The organism is Comamonas composti DSM 21721, assembly GCF_000429845.1.
Taxonomy (GTDB): Bacteria; Pseudomonadota; Gammaproteobacteria; order Burkholderiales; family Burkholderiaceae_C; genus Comamonas; species Comamonas composti.
Genome location: NZ_AUCQ01000030.1, coordinates 1 through 20007, shown reverse-complemented (window position 1 = coordinate 20007; position 20007 = coordinate 1). Strand labels below are relative to the sequence as shown.

At 63.6% G+C, this 20007-nt stretch carries 22 protein-coding genes; 21 read left to right on the top strand and 1 reads right to left on the bottom strand.

Annotated elements, in window-relative coordinates; genetic code table 11:
- Positions 1 to 34: 34 nt before the first annotated feature.
- From G486_RS0114325 to G486_RS24800, 18 genes are all read left to right on the top strand, one after another.
- Complete coding sequence (locus G486_RS0114325; protein WP_027016167.1) at positions 35 to 484, top strand: HIT family protein; 450 nt, start codon at positions 35 to 37, stop codon at positions 482 to 484.
- Between the two features lie 15 nt (positions 485 to 499).
- Positions 500 to 919: a gamma-butyrobetaine hydroxylase-like domain-containing protein gene (locus G486_RS0114320; protein WP_027016166.1), complete on the top strand. Its 420-nt coding sequence runs from the start codon at positions 500 to 502 to the stop codon at positions 917 to 919.
- Between the two features lie 220 nt (positions 920 to 1139).
- Positions 1140 to 1871: a bifunctional demethylmenaquinone methyltransferase/2-methoxy-6-polyprenyl-1,4-benzoquinol methylase UbiE gene (gene ubiE / locus G486_RS0114315; protein WP_027016165.1), complete on the top strand. Its 732-nt coding sequence runs from the start codon at positions 1140 to 1142 to the stop codon at positions 1869 to 1871.
- 51 nt (positions 1872 to 1922) lie between these two features.
- Positions 1923 to 2879 (top strand): Tim44 domain-containing protein, encoded by a 957-nt coding sequence (locus G486_RS0114310; protein ID WP_027016164.1) that lies wholly within the window; start codon positions 1923 to 1925, stop codon positions 2877 to 2879.
- 691 nt (positions 2880 to 3570) lie between these two features.
- Entirely contained in the window at positions 3571 to 4197 is a 627-nt protein-coding gene (locus G486_RS0114305) for a ubiquinone biosynthesis accessory factor UbiJ (RefSeq protein ID WP_027016163.1), read from the top strand.
- Positions 4194 to 5756 (top strand): ubiquinone biosynthesis regulatory protein kinase UbiB, encoded by a 1563-nt coding sequence (gene ubiB, locus G486_RS0114300; RefSeq protein ID WP_027016162.1) that lies wholly within the window; start codon positions 4194 to 4196, stop codon positions 5754 to 5756. Before G486_RS0114305 ends, ubiB begins: the two co-directional genes overlap by 4 nt.
- Before the next feature lie 245 nt (positions 5757 to 6001).
- On the top strand, positions 6002 to 7453 hold the full coding sequence (locus G486_RS0114295; RefSeq protein ID WP_027016161.1) for a sodium:solute symporter family protein: 1452 nt from the start codon (positions 6002 to 6004) through the stop codon (positions 7451 to 7453).
- 118 nt (positions 7454 to 7571) lie between these two features.
- Positions 7572 to 7841 (top strand): FmdB family zinc ribbon protein, encoded by a 270-nt coding sequence (locus tag G486_RS0114290; protein ID WP_027016160.1) that lies wholly within the window; start codon positions 7572 to 7574, stop codon positions 7839 to 7841.
- Between the two features lie 11 nt (positions 7842 to 7852).
- The gene (locus G486_RS0114285) at positions 7853 to 8476 is read left to right on the top strand and encodes a DUF502 domain-containing protein (RefSeq protein ID WP_027016159.1); all 624 of its coding nucleotides are present in this window, start codon (positions 7853 to 7855) and stop codon (positions 8474 to 8476) included.
- A gap of 41 nt (positions 8477 to 8517) precedes the next feature.
- On the top strand, positions 8518 to 10314 hold the full coding sequence (aspS, locus tag G486_RS0114280; protein ID WP_027016158.1) for an aspartate--tRNA ligase: 1797 nt from the start codon (positions 8518 to 8520) through the stop codon (positions 10312 to 10314).
- A 209-nt stretch (positions 10315 to 10523) separates the two neighbouring features.
- A complete protein-coding gene (locus tag G486_RS0114275; protein WP_034387790.1) occupies positions 10524 to 11336 on the top strand; it encodes a CsgG/HfaB family protein in 813 nt (270 codons plus the stop codon).
- Between the two features lie 25 nt (positions 11337 to 11361).
- Positions 11362 to 11829 carry a dihydroneopterin triphosphate diphosphatase gene (nudB, locus tag G486_RS0114270; RefSeq protein ID WP_027016156.1) on the top strand — a complete coding sequence of 156 codons (468 nt, stop codon included), beginning with the start codon at positions 11362 to 11364 and terminating at the stop codon, positions 11827 to 11829.
- Positions 11830 to 11865: 36 nt separating this feature from the next.
- On the top strand, positions 11866 to 12633 hold the full coding sequence (locus G486_RS0114265; RefSeq protein WP_027016155.1) for an endonuclease/exonuclease/phosphatase family protein: 768 nt from the start codon (positions 11866 to 11868) through the stop codon (positions 12631 to 12633).
- Positions 12634 to 12744: 111 nt separating this feature from the next.
- Positions 12745 to 13470 (top strand): GTP cyclohydrolase I, encoded by a 726-nt coding sequence (gene folE / locus G486_RS0114260; protein WP_051303534.1) that lies wholly within the window; start codon positions 12745 to 12747, stop codon positions 13468 to 13470.
- 77 nt (positions 13471 to 13547) lie between these two features.
- Positions 13548 to 14429: a DMT family transporter gene (locus G486_RS0114255; protein WP_027016153.1), complete on the top strand. Its 882-nt coding sequence runs from the start codon at positions 13548 to 13550 to the stop codon at positions 14427 to 14429.
- Between the two features lie 167 nt (positions 14430 to 14596).
- Entirely contained in the window at positions 14597 to 15379 is a 783-nt protein-coding gene (locus G486_RS0114250) for a lysophospholipid acyltransferase family protein (RefSeq protein ID WP_034387787.1), read from the top strand.
- A gap of 6 nt (positions 15380 to 15385) precedes the next feature.
- A complete protein-coding gene (locus G486_RS0114245; protein WP_034387784.1) occupies positions 15386 to 15868 on the top strand; it encodes a GNAT family N-acetyltransferase in 483 nt (160 codons plus the stop codon).
- Between the two features lie 6 nt (positions 15869 to 15874).
- Complete coding sequence (locus G486_RS24800) at positions 15875 to 16084, top strand: hypothetical protein (protein ID WP_407059800.1); 210 nt, start codon at positions 15875 to 15877, stop codon at positions 16082 to 16084.
- Here the strand turns inward: G486_RS24800 and G486_RS0114240 are convergent.
- Positions 16047 to 16514, bottom strand: coding sequence for an Lrp/AsnC family transcriptional regulator (locus G486_RS0114240; RefSeq protein ID WP_027016150.1), 468 nt, complete (start codon positions 16512 to 16514; stop codon positions 16047 to 16049). The genes G486_RS24800 and G486_RS0114240 overlap by 38 nt on opposite strands.
- A 151-nt stretch (positions 16515 to 16665) precedes the next feature.
- Here G486_RS0114240 and metC point away from each other — a divergent pair, with 151 nt between their 5' ends.
- The 3 genes from metC (at position 16666) to G486_RS0114225 (ending at position 19918) form a co-directional block, all read left to right on the top strand.
- A complete protein-coding gene (gene metC, locus G486_RS0114235) occupies positions 16666 to 17874 on the top strand; it encodes a cystathionine beta-lyase (protein ID WP_027016149.1) in 1209 nt (402 codons plus the stop codon).
- 71 nt (positions 17875 to 17945) lie between these two features.
- Entirely contained in the window at positions 17946 to 18935 is a 990-nt protein-coding gene (locus G486_RS0114230) for a Bug family tripartite tricarboxylate transporter substrate binding protein (protein WP_027016148.1), read from the top strand.
- A gap of 50 nt (positions 18936 to 18985) precedes the next feature.
- Positions 18986 to 19918 (top strand): uroporphyrinogen decarboxylase family protein, encoded by a 933-nt coding sequence (locus G486_RS0114225; protein ID WP_027016147.1) that lies wholly within the window; start codon positions 18986 to 18988, stop codon positions 19916 to 19918.
- The last annotated feature ends 89 nt before the right edge of the window (positions 19919 to 20007 follow it).

The following is a 20007-nucleotide window of genomic DNA, read 5'->3' as shown; positions in this document are numbered from 1 at the left end:
GCCGGTTTCGTCCGTTGCGCCCGGGAGTGCTGATATGTTGGTAGGGCAGTGTCCACTGTGTGTGGATGAAGGCGGCCTGTCGGTCTGGCAAGGCCGGCATCTGCGCGTGATCCGTGCCCGGGAGGAGGGCTTTCCGGCTTTTTACCGCGTGGTCTGGAATACGCATGTGGCCGAGTTCTCGGATCTCGACGAAGCCGGCCGGCTGCACTGCATGCAGGCCGTGGTCCTGGTCGAACAGGTGCTGCGCGAGCAGCTGGCGCCGACCAAGATCAACCTCGCGGCGCTGGGCAACATGGTGGCCCATCTGCATTGGCATGTGATTGCGCGCTTCGACTGGGACAGCCATTTCCCGGGTGCAGTCTGGGCTGCTCCCCAGCGCGAGCGCGATGCGCAGCGCGAAGCGGCAGTGGCGGCCCGGCTGGCCGAAGTTGATGCGGCCCTGGCCCAGGCCTTGCAAGCCTGGCAGGTGTACACGGATAGATAGAGAGGAAGAGAAATCATGGCAGGACTGAAACCCGATACACCAAGCCCCCAGGCATTGACCGTGCATGGAGCATCGCGTGTGCTCGAGGTGGCTTACACCGATGGTGCGAGCTTTCGCATTCCGTTCGAGTTGCTGCGTGTCTATTCGCCTTCGGCCGAGGTTCAAGGCCACGGCCCTGGTCAGGAAACCCTGCAGACCGGCAAGCGCGAGGTGGTCATCAACGGCATCGAGCCCGTGGGCAATTACGCGATCAAGCCGCTGTTCAGCGATGGCCACGAAAGCGGCCTCTATACATGGGAGTATTTGTACGAGCTGGGCAGCCGGCAGCAGGACTTCTGGCAGCAGTATCTGCACAAGCTGGAGGCCGCAGGTCTGGAGCGAGATGCGCCCATGGTGGGCAAGGGCGGCGCCGGTCACGGCTGCAGCTCTCATTGAATCTGTATCTTTTTTGTATTACCTCTTGCGTTTCAAGAGGGCGGTAATTGGGCCGGAAGCAAAGGTTATTTCCCGTGGTGCTATATTAAAAGTAGCTAGAAACGATGGAGCCAAAGCCATTTGCAATGGCCTGTCATTGAAAACCCTGGTGTTGCAAAGCCTGAGCTCGTAGAGGGGCAGTGGCTGTACGCATCACTGCTGCTTGCTTAGCATTCTTGTCATGAGCACCACACATTTCGGATTCCAGTCAGTAGATGAGCGCGACAAGGCTCGCCGCGTGCGTGGCGTGTTCGACTCGGTGGCCTCCAAATACGATGTCATGAACGATGTGATGTCGGGCGGCCTGCACCGAGCCTGGAAGGCTTATACGGTGATGGTGGCCAACCTCAAGGAGGGTGACCGGGCGCTGGACATCGCGGGCGGCACGGGCGATCTGGCGCTGGCCTTTTCGAAGAAGGTGGGTGCTTCGGGGCAGGTGGTGCACACGGACATCAACCAGTCCATGCTCAGCGTTGGGCGGGACCGGTTGCTGGACAAGGGTGTGATTTTGCCGACCCTGGTTTGCGATGCCGAAGCCCTGCCGTTTCCCGACGACTACTTCGATCTTGTGAGCGTGGCCTTCGGTCTGCGCAACATGACGCACAAGGATCAAGCGCTCAGGGAGATGAACCGCGTGCTCAGGCCTGGCGGCAAGCTGCTGGTACTGGAGTTCTCCACCGTGGCCAAGCCCTTGCAAAAGGCCTACGACTGGTATTCGTTCAATATTCTGCCCTTCATGGGGCGCCTGGTGGCAGGGGATGCGGAAAGCTACCGCTATCTTGCCGAATCGATACGCATGCACCCTGCTCAGGAAGAGCTCAAGGCCTTGATGCAGGACAGCGGTTTTGGCCATGTGGACTATCACAACATGACGGCGGGGGTGGCAGCACTGCACGTCGGTATCAAGTGTTGAAGGTGCAGGACGCACGATGGTTGGCTCAATTACTATGAATCTGGAGAAGACATGAAGAAGCTGTGGTCGGTAGTCTTGGTTGCTGTGCTTGTCGTGGCCCATGGCGTGGCCGATGCCAAGCGCATGGGGGGTGGCTCGTCGATGGGCAGGCAGTCCAGCAATGTGACCCAGCGCGAGGCTTCGCGCGCACCTGCACAGAACAATCCCCAGCAGTCGCAGAACGCGGCGACTCAGAACGCGGCCAAGCCCGCAACGCCGCCTGCGGCCCAGCCCAAGAAGCCCTGGGGCGCCATGCTGGGCGGCCTGGCTGCGGGCCTGGGCCTGGCCTGGTTGGCCAACAGCCTGGGTCTGGGGGCAGCCTTTGCCAATATCTTGCTGATGGCCTTGCTGGCGCTGGTGGCCGTGGCCGTCATCGGCTGGATCATGCGCTCACGCCGCCCTGCGGTGCAAAACAGCCCCTTCGCCTTTCAGGGTGCGAGCGGCAATGCCCAGATGGCGCGCCAGTACAACCCCGAGAAGGTTGGCAATGACGCTTCGGCCCGCCCCTGGGAACATGGTCATGACACGGCCTCTTGCGGCGCGCAGATCGGCTCTGCGCTGGCTGGCTCCCAAGGCTGGGGTGCGCCTGCCGACTTTGACGCTCCCGGCTTTCTGGAAGCGGCCAAGCGCAACTTCGTGAACCTGCAGTCAGCCTGGGATCGCTCGGACATCGTCACGCTGCGTTCCATGATGACCGACGAGATGCTGGCCGAGATCCGCTCCCAGCTGTCCGAACGCGAGGCCCAGCGCCCTGGCGAGCCCAATCACACCGATGTGGTCATGCTCGACGCCCAACTGCTGGGCATCGAGGATCTGGGCCAGGACTACATGGCCAGCGTGGAGTTCTCGGGCATGATCCGCGAGGAGGCGGGCGCCGGTCCCACACCGTTCCGCGAGGTCTGGAACATGACCAAGCCCAAGAGCGGCACCAGCGGCTGGCTGGTCGCGGGAGTGCAGGCGCTGCAATAAATCTTGTGATCTTTCGATCGGCTGGCTAGTCGTTGAAAGACGCCAATACAGCCCCTCATGCGTTGTTGCCGGCCCTTGCCGTACGAAAGTACGGTCAGTGGTCCGGCACCCAGCCTGAGGGGCTGTATTGTTGTTGTGGGCTTAGAACGTGTTTACGATCTCTACGCTGCCGCGTTGGAGCGCAATCGGGATGAGTTCAAAGCGATGGGGCGCAGCTTGCACCGGGGTGCAAGCAAGGGCCAGCGCGAAGAAATCGCCCGATTTCGCTCCAACCCTTCGGGCCAGTGCCTTTGCGGGCGGTCTACAGCGTTGCGAATCCTCGCAATAGCACGGCTATTGCTGCGGTATCGCGCCTTGCATCCCATCCCGCAAAGACACTGGCGCGGCACCGAGGAGATCGTAAACACGTTCTCAGATCAAGCGCTCAATACGCTTCGAAGATGCCCGCGCAGCCCAAGCCAAGAGATGGCAGGCTGTTGCTTTCCTCGCGAGGCGAGCCACTGTTTTCAAAATTCAAGACCTTTATCCCATCATTTCATACTGCTCCGAGCAATAAGCCTTGCGCTTGATGCCGGCGCTGCCTGAAGCCAGAGGCAGCGAGCCAGGGTCGCCCCCGCAGCGAGGCTGTCGTCCCCCTCCCGAAGAGAGAGGGGAAGGCGCGTAAGCGACTCAGGGGGTGATAATCAGACTTATGCCAACACAGTCCCCCTTTTCCTTTCTGAACGGCCTCATGGAACGCGTGATGGCTGGACCGCAGCCGCCGCAGTGGCTGGTGCATGAAGTGCATCAGCGTCTGGTGCTTTTTCTCAACCATGTGCTGATGCAGGAGCAGGAGGCCATGGACAGGCTGGTGCGCCAGAAGGGGCGGATTGCGCGCGTGCAGTGGCGTGCCTATTCCATGGCCTTGCAGATCACGCCTGCAGGGCTGTTCAATGTGGCGCCCGAGGGTGCCGAGCCCGATCTGCGGCTGGAGATCACCGAGACCTCGCCCATCACCCTGGCCCAGGCCGCGCTGCGCGGCGACAAGCCGCCGATCCGCATCGAAGGCGATGTCCAACTGGCGGCCGAGATCAACTGGCTGGTCGACCATGTTGAATGGGATGTGGAGGAAGACCTGGCGCGCGTCATCGGCGATGCGCCCGCGCATACGCTGGCCACGCTGGCGCGCACGGCGGCCCAGGGCCTGCGCGGCTTTGTGGGCTCGCGCATGGCGCGCTCCGCAGAGCCGCAGCCGACCGCAGCCTCGGGCCACGATGCGCCGGCTCCTGGCAAGGCGGCCGTGGTGGCCATGCCCGGCATGGAACCCGGTCAGCCATGAGCCGTTTTCTGCGTGGCCTGACCATCGTCTGGGTGGTGCTCCGCTACGGCCTGGACGAGCTGGTGCTGTCCGGCTTCAGCCACCCCTGGCTGCGCCGCATGCGCGCCGTGCTGACCTTTGGGCGCCGGCTGGACAAGCCGCGCGGCCAGCGTCTGCGCGAGGCCCTGGAGGAGCTGGGCCCGATCTTCGTGAAGTTCGGGCAGGTGCTGTCCACGCGCAGCGACCTCATGCCGCCCGACGTGGCCGAGGAGCTGGCCAAGCTGCAGGATCGCGTGCCGCCGTTTGATTCGCAGATCGCGGTGGACACCATAGAGCGTGCCTTTCGCAAGCCGCTGGAGCAGCTGTTCGTGCAGTTCGAGCGCGTGCCTGTGGCCAGTGCCTCGATTGCCCAGGTGCACTTTGCGCTGATACGCGATGCCCAGGGCCGGGAGCGCGAGGTGGCGGTCAAGGTGCTGCGTCCGGGCATGAAGACCGTGATCGACAAGGATCTGGCGCTGATGCACATGATGGCCGGCTGGGTGGAGCGCCTGTCGGCCGACGGCAAGCGCTTAAAGCCCCGCCAGGTCGTGGCCGAGTTCGACAATTATCTGCACGACGAGCTGGACCTGGTGCGCGAGGCCTCGAACGCCGCACAGCTGCGGCGCAACATGCAAGGCCTGGATCTGGTGCTGATCCCCGAGATCTTCTGGGATTTCTGCCGCACCGAGGTCATGGTCATGGAGCGCATGAAGGGCGTGCCCATCAACCAGATCGAGCGCCTGCGCGAGGCCGGGGTCGACATCCCCAAGCTGGCGCGCGATGGTGTGACCATCTTCTTCACCCAGGTGTTCCGCGACGGCTTCTTCCATGCCGACATGCACCCGGGCAACATCATGGTCAGCCTGGAGCCCCAGACCTTTGGTCGCTACATCTCGCTGGACTTCGGCATCGTGGGCACGCTGACCGAGTTCGACAAGGAGTACCTGGCGCAGAACTTCACGGCCTTTTTCCGCCGCGACTACAAGCGCGTGGCCGAGCTGCACATAGAAAGCGGCTGGGTGCCGCCCGAGACCCGGGTCAACGAGCTCGAGGCCGCGATACGCGCGGTCTGCGAGCCCTATTTCGACCGCCCGCTGGCCGAGATCTCGCTGGGCATGGTGCTCATGCGCCTGTTCCAGACCTCGCGGCGCTTCCAGGTGGAGATACAGCCTCAGCTGGTGCTGCTGCAAAAGACCTTGCTCAACATCGAAGGACTGGGGCGCCAGCTCGACCCCAACCTCGACCTCTGGAGCACGGCCAAGCCTTTTCTGGAGAAGTGGATGCTCGAGCAAATGGGCCCGCAGCGCCTGTGGCGCGAGCTCAAGGCCGAGGCGCCGCGCTACGCCAAGCTGTTGCCCGAGCTGCCGCGTCTGCTGTACGACTTCCTGGGCCGCAAGGGGCAGGACGAGCACAAGGCATTGCAGGAGTTGATACGCGAGCAAAAGCGCACCAACCGGCTGCTGCAGGCCTTGCTTTATGGCGGTATGGGTTTCCTGTTAGGCCTTCTGGCCATGAGGGTCTTGGTGCAAATGCTTTGGTAAACGTATGATGCTCTGAAAAAGAGAGCTGCAAGCACAGGTCATTAAACGGTTTTAGTTGTGTTGATAACTGAATTTGTTGATGGTCAAGCGCTTGCAGCTCTCTTTTTTATAGTGGCTGTGGTGCCGATCAGACTAATTCAACGAATCTTGACGAGCAGGGCTTTACAGCAGCGTGACAGGGGGTGGCAACGCCCATAATCCGCAGCTGTTTTTTGACCACCCCAGGGAGTTCGGAGGCCGGCACCATGCTGATCACGTTCATTGTTCTCTATCTGCTTGTGACCATAGGCATCGGTCTGTGGGCCGCGAAGCGGGTCAAGAATACGGCGGACTTCGCGGTCGCCGGTCGCCATCTGCCGATGTACATGATCATCACGACCACGTTTGCCACGTGGTTCGGCTCGGAGATCGTGCTGGGCGTGCCCGCCAAGTTCATCGAGGGCGGACTGCACGCCGTGGTCGAGGACCCGTTCGGCGCAGGCATGTGCCTGATCCTGGTGGGCCTGTTCTTTGCGGGCAAGCTCTACCGCATGACGCTGCTGACGATCAGCGACTACTACCGACAGCGCTACGGCCGCTCCATCGAGATCATCTGCTCGCTGATCATCATGCTCAGCTATCTGGGCTGGGTCTCGGCCCAGGTCACGGCCCTGGGGCTGGTGTTCAACCTGCTGTCGGGCGGCTCCATCAGCATTCCCATGGGGATGACGATCGGCGTGCTGTCCATCCTGGTCTATACGCTGTGGGGCGGCATGTGGTCGGTGGCCGTGACCGACTTCATCCAGATGATCATCCTCGTCGGCGGCCTGCTGGTGCTGGCCTGGTTCGCGAGCGACATGGCCGGCGGCGCGGGCAAGGTGATTGACCTGGCCGTGAGCCGCGATCTGTTCAAGTTCTGGCCCGAGCCCAGCTGGCACGAGATCCTCTTTTTCTTCGGCGCGGCCATCACCATGATGCTGGGCTCCATCCCCCAGCAGGACGTGTTCCAGCGCGTGATGTCGGCGGACAGCGAAAAGGCCGCCACCCATGGCACGGTCATCGGCGGCTCGGCCTATATCCTGTTCGCCTTCGTGCCCATGTTTCTTGTGGCCAGCGCGCTGATCATCATGCCCGAGGAGACGGCGGCCCTTCTCAAGGACGATCCGCAGAAGGTGCTGCCCAGCCTGGTCATGGACAGAATGCCCTTCATCATGCAGGTGCTGTTCTTCGGTGCCTTGCTGTCGGCCATCAAGTCCTGCGCTTCGGCGACCCTGCTCGCGCCCAGCGTGACCTTTACCGAGAACATCTGGCGCCAGTTTCGCACCGGTGCCGACGACCGCGAGATGCTGCTCACCATGCGCATCAGCGTGCTGGTGTTTGCGATCGCCGTGCTCTGGTATTCGATCAGGATGGAGGGCACGCCGATCTACGAGCTGGTCTCCAGCGCCTATCAGGTGCCCCTGGTCGGTGCCTTCGTGCCCCTGGTCTTCGGCCTGTACTGGAAGCGCGCCACCACCCAGGGCGCGCTGTGCGCCGTGGCCCTGGGGATTGGCGTGTGGTGCGTGTTCATGCTCACCCCGGCCCTGCACGAGGCCTTTCCGCAGCAGCTCGCCGGCCTGCTGGGGGCCATGGGCGGCATGGTCGCGGGATCGCTGCTGCCGCAAAAGTTCAGCAACCGCCAGGAGCCCGCACAACCTGTGGGCATGAGCCAGGCCTGAGAGCGTGAACACGCTCTGAGCCCGGTTGCCTGCACGGGGTTTGATATGGCGGCGCAGCAAAAACGGGCGCAGCCTTATAATCGAGGGCTTTTGTCTTATCTCTTTCGAATAACGCACCATGCCGATTTATGCATACAAGTGCGGCGCATGCGGCCATGCCAAGGACGTGCTGCAAAAACTCTCGGATCCTGCGCTGACCGCCTGCCCCGACTGTGGGGCACAGGCCTTTGCCAAACAGCTCACGGCACCGGGCTTTCAGCTCAAGGGTTCGGGCTGGTACGCCACGGACTTCAAGAACAGCGGCAGCGCTGCGCCCGCGCCAGCCCCCACACCTGCTGCAGCACCGGCCACCGCGCCTGCGCCCGCAGCCACGGCGGCGGCTGATTGACAAGGAAGTTCATGTCCGCATTGCGCAAATGGCTGTTTGCCGGCCTGTTGGTCATTGTTCCGCTGGTCATCACGCTGGGCGTGCTCAACTGGATCATCGGCACGCTGGACCAGACGCTGACCATACTGCCCGAGGCCTGGCACCCGGACCGGCTGCTGGGCTTTCACATCCCGGGCTTCGGCGTGCTGCTCACCCTGGTGATCCTGCTGCTGGTCGGCGCTACGGCCAGCAACTTCATCGGTCGCAAGCTCGTGGCCTGGGGCGATGCCGTGGTCAGCCGTATTCCCGTGGTGCGCTCGATCTACTCCAGCGTCAAGCAGGTCTCGGACACGGTGTTCTCGGACAGCGGCAATGCGTTTCGCACGGCCGTGCTCGTGCAGTGGCCGCGTGAAGGCGTGTGGACCGTGGGCTTTGTCACGGGCACGCCCAGCGGCGAGGTCGCGGCCTATCTGCGCGACGAGTATCTGAGCATCTTCGTGCCGACCACGCCCAACCCGACCAGCGGCTACTTTGTGATCGTGCGCAAAAGCGATTGCATCGAGCTGGAGATGAGCGTGGATGCGGCGCTCAAATACATTGTTTCCATGGGCGTGGTGGTGCCACCCGATGTCACCGCCGTCACGGATTCCAAATAACAAACTGTTGGCGCCTCCCAAGGCGCAGGAAGATTTTTGAAATGGCCATGCGTTCCCACTACAGCGGTCTTGTGACCGAAGCCCTGATGGGCGAAACCGTCACGCTTTGCGGCTGGGTCAACCGTCGCCGCGACCATGGCGGCGTGATCTTCATCGATCTGCGCGACCGCGAAGGCTATGTGCAGGTGGTCTGCGATCCCGATCGCCCCGAGATGTTCAAGACCGCCGAAGACCTGCGCAACGAGTTCTGCGTGCAGGTCAAGGGCCTGGTGCGCGCGCGCCCCGAGGGCACGACCAACGACAAGCTCAAGAGCGGCCAGATCGAGGTGCTGTGCCATGAGCTGGCCGTGCTCAACGCCTCGGTCACGCCCCCGTTCCAGATGGACGACGAGAATCTGTCCGAGACCACGCGCCTCACGCACCGCGTGATGGACCTGCGCCGCCCGGCCATGCAGCGCAACATGATGCTGCGCTACAAGACGGCCATGCAGGTGCGCAACTTCCTCGATGCCGAAGGCTTCGTCGACATCGAGACCCCCATGCTGGGCAAGAGCACGCCCGAAGGCGCCCGCGACTATCTCGTGCCCTCGCGCGTGCACGACGGCGAATTCTTCGCTCTGCCCCAGTCGCCCCAGCTGTACAAGCAGATGCTCATGGTGGCCGGCTACGACCGCTACTACCAGATCACCAAGTGCTTCCGCGACGAGGACTTGCGCGCCGACCGCCAGCCCGAGTTCACGCAGATCGACTGCGAGACCTCCTTTCTCAATGAAGAGGAGATCCGTGCCATCTTCGAGCGCATGATCTGCGCGGTCTTCAAGACCCAGCTCGACGTGGAGCTGGGCCAGTTCCCGATCATGAGCTACCAGGATGCGGCGCGCCGCTTTGGCTCGGACAAGCCCGACCTGCGCGTCAAGCTCGAGTTCACCGAGCTCACCGACGTCATGAAGGACGTGGACTTCAAGGTCTTCTCCACGCCCGCCACCACCAAGGGCGGCCGCGTCGTCGCCCTGCGCGTGCCCGGCGGCGCCCAGATCTCGCGCGGCGAGATCGACGGCTACACCGAGTTCGTGAAGATCTACGGCGCCAAGGGCCTGGCCTGGATCAAGGTCAATGAAGTCGCCAAGGGCCGCGAGGGCCTGCAGTCGCCCATCGTGAAGAACATCCACGACGCGGCGATTGCCGAGATCCTCCAGCGCACGGGCGCGCAGGACGGCGATCTGATCTTCTTCGGCGCCGACAGGGAAAAAGTCGTCAACGACGCCATCGGTGCGCTGCGCATCAAGATCGGCCACAGCGAATTTGGCAAGACCAATGGCCTGTTCGAGGACCGCTGGGCGCCGCTGTGGGTGGTGGACTTCCCCATGTTCGAGCATGACGAGGAAGCCGACCGCTGGGTGGCCGTGCACCACCCCTTCACCAGCCCCAAGGACGGCCATGAAGACCTCATGGACACGGACCCCGGCCAGTGCATTGCCAAGGCCTACGACATGGTGCTGAACGGCTGGGAACTCGGCGGCGGCTCGGTGCGCATCCACCGCGCCGAAGTGCAGGCCAAGGTGTTTGCGGCCCTGAACATCACGCCCGAGGAGCAGCGCGCCAAGTTCGGCTACCTGCTGGATGCGCTGCAATACGGCGCGCCCCCGCACGGCGGCCTGGCCTTTGGCCTGGACCGTCTGATCACGCTGATGACGGGCTCGGAATCGATCCGCGACGTGATCGCCTTCCCCAAGACCCAGCGCGCCCAGGACCTGCTCACGCAAGCGCCTTCGCCCGTGGACGAAAAGCAGCTGCGCGAGCTGCACATCCGTCTGCGCAATCCTGCGGGCACTCCCTGAGCGGCGGCGCCCCTGCCCGGGCGCCGGCGAATCCTTGCGAAGCCAAACCGCGCCCGGGACTTTGTGCTGAAAAGTCTTTGTGCGATAGTGCGAGCGCCAGACGGCCGAAAGCCTCTGGCGCTTTTTTATTGATAGCTGGCAGCGCTGGCTCCACTTGGATTTGACACAAGATGAAGGTTGAAAACCAAGCCCACCGGGCGGTGTCAGCTATGAATATTGCTAGCTACAGTCTGTGGCTCGGCGTGCTGGGGGTGGCGCTGCTCGCGGGCTGCGAAAGGCAGCAGACCCAGCTGGGGGAGGGTGGATCGGAGATTTCGGGCTCGGCCGGGCCCGAGGGCGCGCGCAATGCCGCGCCCTCGCTGGAGAAATGCGAGGCGCCGATTGCCACCGTGGCCCTGGTCGAGAATCCGCGCGGCTATGTCATGCCCTATGGCAACGGCCAGCTGCCGCCCTCGCCCGTGCCGCTGATCCGCCTGCTGGCCCAGCAAAGCGGCTGCTTTCGCGTGGTCGACCGCAACGCCGGCCTGCAGGGCACGATACGCGAGGGCGAGCTGCGCGACTCGGGCGTGCTGCGCCAGGGTGGCACGGTGCAAAAGGGTCGCGGCTACGAGGCCCAGTACCAGATGGTGCCCAGCCTGACCTTCAGCGAACAGAACGCGGGCGGTGGCCTGGGCGGCATTGTGGGCGCGATTCCCGTGCTGCGCGATGTGGCAGGGCTCGTGGGCCTGGCCGAGCAGGTCAAGCTCAAGGAGGCGCAGACGGCCTTGTTCCTGTCGGACACCGAAACCACCGAGCAGGTCGCGGCCTCCACGGGCTCGGCGCGCGCCACCGATCTGGGCGTGGGCGGTCTGGTGCTGGGCAAGATCGGCGGTGCCGGGGGCGCGGGCTGGAGCAATACGAATGAGGGCAAGGTGATTGCCGCGGCCTTTTTGCATGCCCACAACCAGCTGGTCTTTCAGCTGCGCGCCTTGCAGGCCAAGCAGCTGCCGCCGCCCGTGGCCACGCGCGCGGGCCGGGGCTGATCGCTGCGGGAGCCCGGTTTTGCCCATGTACAAGATTCCGCAGTCGGTGCTGGTCGTCATCTACCGCGATGACGGCACGGTGCTGCTGCTGCGGCGCACGGCACCCGCGCCCGAGGGCGGGGCGTTCTGGCAATCGGTGACCGGCAGCAAGGATCATGAGGACGAATCCTGGCAGGCAACGGCCGTGCGCGAGGTGGCCGAGGAAACCGGCATCGACGCGCTGGCCGGAGACTGTCTGCTGCGCGACTGGGAACTCGAGAACATCTACACCATCTACCCTGCGTGGCAGCACCGCTATGCTCCCGGCGTCTGGGAAAACCGCGAGCGCGTTTTCGGCCTGCGGATACCGTCCTACATCCGCCCACGCTTGAATCCGCGCGAACACACCGCATTTGAGTGGCATAACTGGCGCCAAGCTGCCAATCGTTGCTATTCACCCTCGAACGCGGAAGCCGTGCTCCTGCTGCCCAGCTTTTGCGCCGGCCTGGATTAGGGCCGGGTCTTCGCGTTTCGCGAGCCTGACTTGTGCATGACTGAACAACACCATACGACCCAGGCCGACGCCTCCCCCATACTGCGCGTTGCGACCTACAACATCCACAAAGGCGTGCAAGGCCTGGGGCCTGTGCGCAGGCTGGAAATCCACAACCTGGGCCTGGCCGTGGAGCAGCTCGATGCCGACATCGTCTGCCTGCAGGAAGTGCGCAAGATGAACCACAAGGAGGCCGCCTACTTCGAGCGCTGGCCCGAAGTGCCCCAGGCCGAGTATCTTGCGCCCCTGGGCTACGAGTCGGTCTACCAGACGAATGCCTATACCCGCCATGGCGAGCATGGCAACGCCCTGCTCACGCGCTGGCCCGTGGTCGGCCACCAGCACGAGGACATCTCCGACCACCGCTTCGAGCAGCGCGGCCTGTTGCATGTGGAGCTGGACATCATGGGCCGGCGCGTGCACTCCATCGTCGTGCACCTGGGCCTGATCGCGGGCAGCCGTCTGCGCCAGATCGCCCAGATACACCGCTTCATCGAACGCGAGGTGCCGCCCGATGCACCCCTGGTCGTGGCCGGGGACTTCAACGACTGGGGCAACGAGATCAAGCGCATGCTTGCGGGCTTCGGCCTGTTCGAGTTCGAGGGTGCGCGCGACGTCTTCACCTACCCCTCGCGCCTGCCGCTGGCCCAGCTGGACCACATCTATGTGCGCGGCCTGCGGCCGCTGGGGCTTTATGTTCCCCAGGGCCGTATCTGGTGGCGCATGTCCGACCACCTGCCGCTGATTGCCGAGTTCCAGCTCTGATCTGGTGCGGCTGCTATGGATTGGTGAGCGCTGGCGGCCAGCGTGGCCGTGGATTTCATGCACTAGCCCCTTGCCCAGCCGGTTGAAAATTTCGCTGGTACCATGCCTGCCATGTTCAGAGATCTCGTTGACATGAAACAAGACAGCCAGACCGAGGGCACGCCCGTCTCGGTCAAGATTCGCGAACGCTTGAAACAGGCCCAGCAGCGCTTTCATGCCAACGACAATATTTCCGGCTTCATCGAACCCGGCGAGCTCGAAAAGCTGCTCGACGAAGTGCAGGAAAAAATGCAGGGTGTGCTCGACAGCCTGGTCATAGACACCAGCAACGACCACAACACCCAGGCCACGGCACGCCGTGTGGCCAAGATGTATGTGAACGAGGTGTTCAAGGGCCGCTATGCGCCCCAGCCCGCCATCACCGAATTCCCCAATGCCGAGCATCTCAACGAGCTCATGGTCGTGGGCCCGATCACGGTGCGCAGCGCCTGCAGCCACCACCTGTGCCCGGTGATAGGCAAGATCTGGGTCGGCGTGCTGCCCAACAAGCACACGAATGTGATCGGCCTGTCCAAATACGCGCGTCTGGTGGACTGGATCATGGGCCGCCCCCAGATCCAGGAAGAGGCCATCATCCAGCTGGCTGACCTGATCATGGAAAAGACCCGGCCCGACGGCCTGGCCGTGGTCATGGAGGCCTCGCACTTTTGCATGTCCTGGCGCGGCGTGCGCGAGATGGACAGCAAGATGCTCAACTCCGTGATGCGCGGCGCCTTTCTCACGAACACCGATCTGCGCCGCGAATTCCTGGCTCTGCTGCCAGGCCGCAACCGCTAGGCCATTCACCCCCAGGGGCCGCGCTCTGCGCGGCCTTTTCTTTTTCGACGGCCCCGTGGCCTGCCGCCTTCTCTGCGATGTCCCTGCAAGCCTTTGCCCTCATCATCGTCGCCGGACTCATCCATGCGCTGTGGAACATCGTTGCCAAGAAGGCTGGCGGCGATTCGCGTTTCGCGTTCTTCACCTCGGCGATCATGATGCTGATCTGGGCTCCCCTGGGCTGGTGGATGGGGCGCGAGGCCGTGCCGCTGTGGGGCGCTGCCGAATGGGGCATCGTCGCGGCCAGCGGCCTGCTGCACGTGGGCTACTTCGTGGTGCTGCTGCGCGGCTACAGCAAGGCCGATCTCACCGTGGTCTATCCGCTGGCGCGCGGCAGCGGGCCGCTGCTGTCGTCCATGGTGGCCATCGTCTTTCTGGGCGAGCAGATCTCCTCGCTGGGCATGGTGGGCATTGCCGGCGTGGTCGGCGGCGTCTTTCTGATCGCGGGCGGGCCCGGCCTGCTGCGTCTGCGCAGCGACCCCCAGGCACATGAGCGCCTCAGGCACGGCCTCTGGTATGGGCTGCTCACGGGCGCCTTCATCGCAAGCTATACCGTGGTCGACGGCTATGGCGTGAAGCTGCTGCTGATGTCGCCGATTCTCATCGACTACATGGGCAACTTCGTGCGCGTGGCCCTGCTGGCGCCCGTGGTGCTGCGCAACCTGCCCGAGGCGCGCAGCCTGTGGCGCCAGCAATGGCGTTTTGCGGCCCTGGTGGCCCTGGTCAGTCCCATTGCCTACGTGCTCGTGCTCTATGCGATGCAGCAGGCGCCCCTGTCCCATGTGGCGCCCGCGCGCGAAGTCTCCATGCTGTTTGCAGCCCTGATCGGTGGGCATTTGCTCAGCGAAGGCGACCGCCTGGTGCGCATTGCGGGCGCGGTCTGCATTGCTGCGGGCGTGACGGCGCTGGCTTTGGGCTGAGCAGGGCTTGCTGCGGCTAGAGAAAAGCAGGCCGGGAATCGGTTTACGATCGGGCCTGGAGACCGGCCCTGCAGGCTTTGCGGACCGGGCCCTGGCTTTTCCTGACGCGGCGTGATCGCATCCCTGCATGAAAAACTGCTGAATCGCTCCGCTCTTACCTCCCCATCATGGAAATCAGCGCCAAGACCCGCAAAGACCTTCTGACCCGCAAGGCAAGAGCCGTCTGCCGCTCCTTGTGCTTGCTCGGCCATGTGCTCAAAGGCCTGTGGATTGTGCTGCTGCATTTTCCGCGCCTGTCCGAGCAGCGACAGCAGGCCCATGTGCAAGTCTGGGCGGCCCAGCTCATGGCCAAGGCCGGCGTGAGGCTGCAGATCCAGGGCCAGGTGCCGCAGGGCGGGCCTGCGCTGATGGTGAGCAACCATATCTCCTGGCTCGATATCCCCGTGCTGCATGCGGCAAGACACTGCCGCTTCATCTCCAAGTCCGACGTCAGGGGCTGGCCGCTGATAGGCCGGCTGGCCACGGCTGCGGGCACGCTCTACATAGAGCGCAGCTCGCGCCGCGATGCGCGGCGCATGATGGAGAGCATGGCCGAGGCTTTGAGCCGCCGCGAGATCCTCGCGGTGTTCCCTGAAGGAACGACCGGCAACGGCCATGATCTGCTGCCTTTCCACTCGAACCTGCTGCAGGCCGCCGTGCAGGTCGATGCCCCGGTGCTGCCCGTGGGCCTGCGCTTTGTCGAAGGTGGGACAGGTGCCATCAGCCGGGCGCCGAGCTACGAGGGCGATGAAAACCTGCTGGGCTCGATCTGGCGCACGCTGTGCGCCGACGATCTGGTGGCCGTGGTCCACTATGGCCAGCCCCAGCAGGCCCAGGGGCGCGATCGCCGAGCCTGGGCCAAGGACCTGCATGCCGAGGTCGACCGCCTGCGTTCCAGTCCATTGAAGTGAGTTGTGATGTTCTTATCCCCGAGTCCCGTGCTGCGTCAGGCACGGCCCGAAGATGCCCAGGCCCTGCGCGCCATCCTGTGGGCCACATATGAAACCACCTGGAAGCCCGAGATCACGGCGGCCAAGCACGCCAAGATCTGCGCCGAGGACAATCCCGCCCGGTATGTGAAAGCGCGCGGCGAGCTGTTCTGGCTGGCCGAGTGCGACGGCGTGGTGGCCGCGATGCTGGACTGGGAGGACGACTTCGTTCACGCCCTGCATGTGCTGCCTGCCTTTCAGGGCAAAGGCCTGGGCCGTGCCCTGCTGGCCCATGCCGAGGCCGCGATGCGTGCCGCAGGCCATGGCAAGGCCAGGCTGGAGACCGATACCTTCAATCAGGCCGCCATAGGCTTTTACGAGCGCAACGGCTACCAGTGCGAAGCCACTTACCCCGACGAGGAGTGGGAAAGCGGCCTGACCACGGTCTTGATGACCAAGCCCCTGGCCTGATTCTTGGTGTTTCAGGCCTCTAGCGCTTGTGTAGCAAGCGCTGGCAGCTATCAAAAAAGAGTTGCTTGGCCTCTTCATCGAGAGTGCTCTCAAGCCAGGAACGTCCAGCAAGAGCCGCCTCGCGGCGAAGGTGCTGTCCCTTTGTCTCCCAGTTCAGGGGGAGGGCGCCAAAGGCGACTCAGGGGGGGGATATATACCCCAGCGGCAAGGCCGTAGTCCACTTGATCTGCTCCATCGCAAAGCTCGACGACACGCCCGACAGCTCTATGCCCTTGACCAGGCGCTTGTAGACCGCGTCATAGGCGCTCACGTCGGGCACGACCACGCGCAACAGATAGTCGATATCGCCGCTCATGCGATAGAACTCCACGATCTCGGGGATCTCGTTGATCACGCGCGTGAGCTCGTGCATCCACTGGTCGTTGTGCTGGGTGGTGCGTATCGACACAAACACCGTCACGCCCACATTCAGCTTTTGCGGCGACAGCAGGGCCACGCGCCGCTGGATGAAGCCCTCTTGCTCCAGCTTTTGCAGTCGGCGCCAGCAGGGCGTGGGCGAGAGGTGGACGGCTTCGCTGAGTTGCTGCAGCGACAGGCTGGCATCTTCCTGCAACAGCGACAGGATTTTTATGTCTATACGGTCCATGAGTAAAAAATTCTATATATGAATTCTTATGTGGAATTATTTTGCCACTAAGTGTCAAAAAGCCTCTAAAAAGGAATCCCTTTTCCACGCCATCGTTTCTAGACTGGAGCGCATTACAAGACCCAGCAACCAGCCTCGTTTTCCTGCCTCCATGTCCAAAAAACCTCAAGCCTCGACCTTTCTTGCCCATGCCGCCCGCCGCCCCGAGCAGCACCACGGCATGGTCAACACGCCCATCTACCGGGGCTCGACCATTCTGTCTTCCACGCTGGATCAGTGGGAAAGCCGCAAGCAGCCCGACAACCCCTATGCTTCCTACGGCCGCTTTGGCACGCCCACCACGGGCGCGCTGGAGGAAATCGTGGCCCAGGCCGAGGGCGGCTACCGTTCTCTGGTCCTGCCCTCGGGCCTGGCGGCCTGCACGCATGCCATTTTGGCCATGGTCAGTGCAGGCGACCATGTGCTTGTGCCCGACAGCGTCTACGGCCCCACGCGCGCCTTTGCCGAGCAGGTGTTGCCGCGCTTCGGCATAGAGGCCGAGTTCTACGATCCCGGCATAGGCGCGGGCATTGCCGACCAGATCCGCCTGCGCACCCGCGTGGTGTTCGTGGAGGCGCCGGGCTCGGGCACCTTCGAGATGCAGGACATTCCTGCCATCGCGAGCAAGGCCCATGCCGTGGGCGCCTATGTGGTCATGGACAACACCTGGGCCACGCCGCTGTTCTTCAAGCCCTTCGAGCATGGGGTGGACGTGTCCGTGCAGGCCGGCACCAAGTACCTGGTCGGGCATTCGGATGCCATCCTGGGTCTGGTCACGGCCAACGAGCGCGCCTGGCCGCTGCTGCGCAAGGGGGTGCAGGATTTTGGCCAGACCATAGGCCCGGACGATGTCTTTCTGGCGCTGCGCGGCATGCGCACCCTGGCGCTGCGCATGCAGCAGCACTGGGCCACGGGCCTGCACCTGGCCCAGGTGCTGCAGCGCCATCCGCTGGTGGAGCGCGTCATGCATCCGGCCCTGCCCACCGACCCCGGCCATGCGCTGTGGAAGCGCGACTTCCTGGGCGCCAGCGGCCTGTTCTCGATTGCGCTCAAGCCCATGGACCGCCAGGCCCTGGCAGCCTTCATCGACAACCTGCAACTGTTCGGCATCGGCCTGTCCTGGGGCGGTTATGAAAGCCTGGTCGTGCCCATGGACAGGCCCCGGCGCGATACCCGTTCCTGGGATCTGCAAGGCCCGCTGGTGCGCATCCATGCGGGACTGGAGGATGCGGGCGACCTCGCGGCCGATCTGCTGCAGGGGCTGGAGGCCGCCGAGCACTGCACGCAGCACAAGGTGTCGGCTCTGGTATCCGTAGCCTGAGTCAACTTTATTTCAAGAGTAACCTTAGATTACTTTCTGTGACTTTTCTGACCCCCAAGAAGGAGACAAGCATGTCCTTTATTTCCCGCCGCAGTTTTGCCTTGGGCGCAGGCGCCCTGTTGGCCGCCGCCTCGGTTCAGGCCCAGGCTACCGCCTATCCCTCGGGCAATACCCCCATACGCCTGGTCGTGCCCTATGCAGCCGGCGGCTCTTCGGACTTTCTGGCGCGGCTTCTGGTGCGCAAGATGGGTGACAACATGAAGCACAGCTTCATCGTTGACAACCGCCCTGGCGGCAACACCATCATCGCGGCCGAACATATCGCCAAGTCCAAGCCCGATGGCTATACCTTCTACCTGATTGGCGAGCTCACCCATGCCTCGCTGAGCGCGCTCAACGCCAAGCTGCCCTTCGATCCGGTCAAGGACTTTGCGGGCATCACCAACCTTGTGGAGTCGCCGCTGGTGGTCTCGGTGCCGCCGCAGTTCCCGGCCGCCAACCTCAAGGAGTTCGTGGACTACGCCAAGGCCCATCCGGGCGAGGTCAACTTCGGCTCGGCAGGCCTGGGCAACACCTTGCACCTGGCGGGCGAGAACTTCTCGCGCCAGACCGGCGTGCAGCTCAATCACGTGCAGTACAAGGGCGCATCGCAGGCCATTCTCGATCTGCTGGCCGGCCGCATCCAGGTCATGTTCGATCTGCCGCAAACGCCCATGCCCCATATCCAGAGCGGCAAGCTCAAGGCCCTGGCCGTGACCTCGGCCAAGCGCCTGCCCATGCTGCCCGAGGTGCCCACGACCACCGAGGCCGGCTTTCCCAACTACCGCTTTGTGACGCGCATCGGCGTGGCCGCGCCTGGCGGCACGCCCCAGCCCATCATCGACAAGCTCTACGCCGAGGTGACCAAGGTGGTCAACGACCCCGAGTTCCGCTCGGCCGTCGAGGGCCAGGCCATGTTCCCCGCGCCCAGCGCTTCGCCTGTGGCCTATCAAAAGCGCCTGCAGGACAGCATGCTCACCGTGGGCGAGCTGCTGCGCGGCGCCAATGTCCAGCCTCAGTGAGCGCTGCCTGAGTTCTGCAGAGTTTTGTAGTCTTGCCTTTCGATAACAACATGAATCAACGCCAACGCTTTCACGCCGCCGTCAAGGGCCAGCCCGTGGACCGCCCCCCGGTCACGGCCTGGGTGCACTTTCTGTCCGACCATTTGCAAGGCCGCCAGACCGCCGACCTGCATATCGAGTTCCTGCGCGAGTACCAGTGGGACGTGCTCAAGGTCATGAACGACTACCGCTATCCCGTGCCGGCCGGAGTGCAGACCCTGGAAGATGTCTCCAGCCTGCGCGCCTACCAGCGCATCTCGCTCAAGGACCCGAGCTTTGTGGCCCAGCTCGAATGCCTGCAGCGCATCCAGGACGCCTGCCCGGATACGCCGCTGCTGGAAACCGGCTTCGAGCCTTACCAGCAGATCGTGCGCAACATCGGCTTTTCCCAGGTGCAAAACCTCTACCGCCACCGTGGCGAGGCCCTGGCCGCGCTGGAGGTGGTGACCGAGGTGATGAGCGAGTACATCGCCGCCGTCAAGGCCATGGGCATTGAAGGCATGTTTTTGTCCATCAACGGCGCCATTCCCGCCCATGTGGCACGTGGTGCCACCGAGGAGCAGCACGAGGTGTTCCAGAAGCCCTTCACCGTGGCCGTGCTCCAGGCCGCCGAAGGCATGGCGCGTGTGCTGCATGTGCATGGCAGCTCGCTGGAGATGGAGCGCGTGCAAGGCTATCCGTTCGAGGTGCTCAGCGTCTCCGACCGCCTGCCCAGCAACCCCAACCTCAGCCAGTTGCGCGCCATGAGCGACAAGTGCCTGATGGGCGGCATCGACGAGACCAAGATCCAGGAGCGTACCCTGCCCGAGATCGCGGCCGAGGTCGAGGACAGCTTTGCCCAGGCGGGCCGCCAGAACTTCATTCTGGCGCCGGGCTGCACCATTCCCTCGTTCACCTCGCAGCGCAATTTGCGGTATCTCCGGGAATATACAAGCACCCCCTGAGGCGCTGCGCGTCTTCCCCCTTGTATCTTCGATAACCTCAAGTTCCGAGACATTTTTTGGGAAGTTGTTCACAGCCCGTCATCCCCTTG

What these genes read in the sequence shown, in the direction of transcription:
- G486_RS0114310 (WP_027016164.1), top strand. Translation starts at nt 1,923, where the DNA reads ATGAAGAAGCTGTGGTCGGTAGTCTTGGTTGCTGTGCTTGTCGTGGCC.
- G486_RS0114325 (WP_027016167.1), top strand. Translation starts at nt 35, where the DNA reads ATGTTGGTAGGGCAGTGTCCACTGTGTGTGGATGAAGGCGGCCTGTCG.
- folE (WP_051303534.1), top strand. Translation starts at nt 12,745, where the DNA reads ATGTTCAGAGATCTCGTTGACATGAAACAAGACAGCCAGACCGAGGGC.
- G486_RS0114255 (WP_027016153.1), top strand. Translation starts at nt 13,548, where the DNA reads ATGTCCCTGCAAGCCTTTGCCCTCATCATCGTCGCCGGACTCATCCAT.
- nudB (WP_027016156.1), top strand. Translation starts at nt 11,362, where the DNA reads ATGTACAAGATTCCGCAGTCGGTGCTGGTCGTCATCTACCGCGATGAC.
- G486_RS0114285 (WP_027016159.1), top strand. Translation starts at nt 7,853, where the DNA reads ATGTCCGCATTGCGCAAATGGCTGTTTGCCGGCCTGTTGGTCATTGTT.
- G486_RS0114320 (WP_027016166.1), top strand. Translation starts at nt 500, where the DNA reads ATGGCAGGACTGAAACCCGATACACCAAGCCCCCAGGCATTGACCGTG.
- G486_RS0114295 (WP_027016161.1), top strand. Translation starts at nt 6,002, where the DNA reads ATGCTGATCACGTTCATTGTTCTCTATCTGCTTGTGACCATAGGCATC.
- G486_RS0114305 (WP_027016163.1), top strand. Translation starts at nt 3,571, where the DNA reads ATGCCAACACAGTCCCCCTTTTCCTTTCTGAACGGCCTCATGGAACGC.
- G486_RS0114250 (WP_034387787.1), top strand. Translation starts at nt 14,597, where the DNA reads ATGGAAATCAGCGCCAAGACCCGCAAAGACCTTCTGACCCGCAAGGCA.
- G486_RS0114245 (WP_034387784.1), top strand. Translation starts at nt 15,386, where the DNA reads ATGTTCTTATCCCCGAGTCCCGTGCTGCGTCAGGCACGGCCCGAAGAT.
- ubiE (WP_027016165.1), top strand. Translation starts at nt 1,140, where the DNA reads ATGAGCACCACACATTTCGGATTCCAGTCAGTAGATGAGCGCGACAAG.
- G486_RS0114230 (WP_027016148.1), top strand. Translation starts at nt 17,946, where the DNA reads ATGTCCTTTATTTCCCGCCGCAGTTTTGCCTTGGGCGCAGGCGCCCTG.
- aspS (WP_027016158.1), top strand. Translation starts at nt 8,518, where the DNA reads ATGGCCATGCGTTCCCACTACAGCGGTCTTGTGACCGAAGCCCTGATG.
- G486_RS0114225 (WP_027016147.1), top strand. Translation starts at nt 18,986, where the DNA reads ATGAATCAACGCCAACGCTTTCACGCCGCCGTCAAGGGCCAGCCCGTG.
- G486_RS0114275 (WP_034387790.1), top strand. Translation starts at nt 10,524, where the DNA reads ATGAATATTGCTAGCTACAGTCTGTGGCTCGGCGTGCTGGGGGTGGCG.
- G486_RS0114240 (WP_027016150.1), bottom strand. Translation starts at nt 16,514, where the DNA reads ATGGACCGTATAGACATAAAAATCCTGTCGCTGTTGCAGGAAGATGCC.
- metC (WP_027016149.1), top strand. Translation starts at nt 16,666, where the DNA reads ATGTCCAAAAAACCTCAAGCCTCGACCTTTCTTGCCCATGCCGCCCGC.
- ubiB (WP_027016162.1), top strand. Translation starts at nt 4,194, where the DNA reads ATGAGCCGTTTTCTGCGTGGCCTGACCATCGTCTGGGTGGTGCTCCGC.
- G486_RS0114290 (WP_027016160.1), top strand. Translation starts at nt 7,572, where the DNA reads ATGCCGATTTATGCATACAAGTGCGGCGCATGCGGCCATGCCAAGGAC.
- G486_RS0114265 (WP_027016155.1), top strand. Translation starts at nt 11,866, where the DNA reads ATGACTGAACAACACCATACGACCCAGGCCGACGCCTCCCCCATACTG.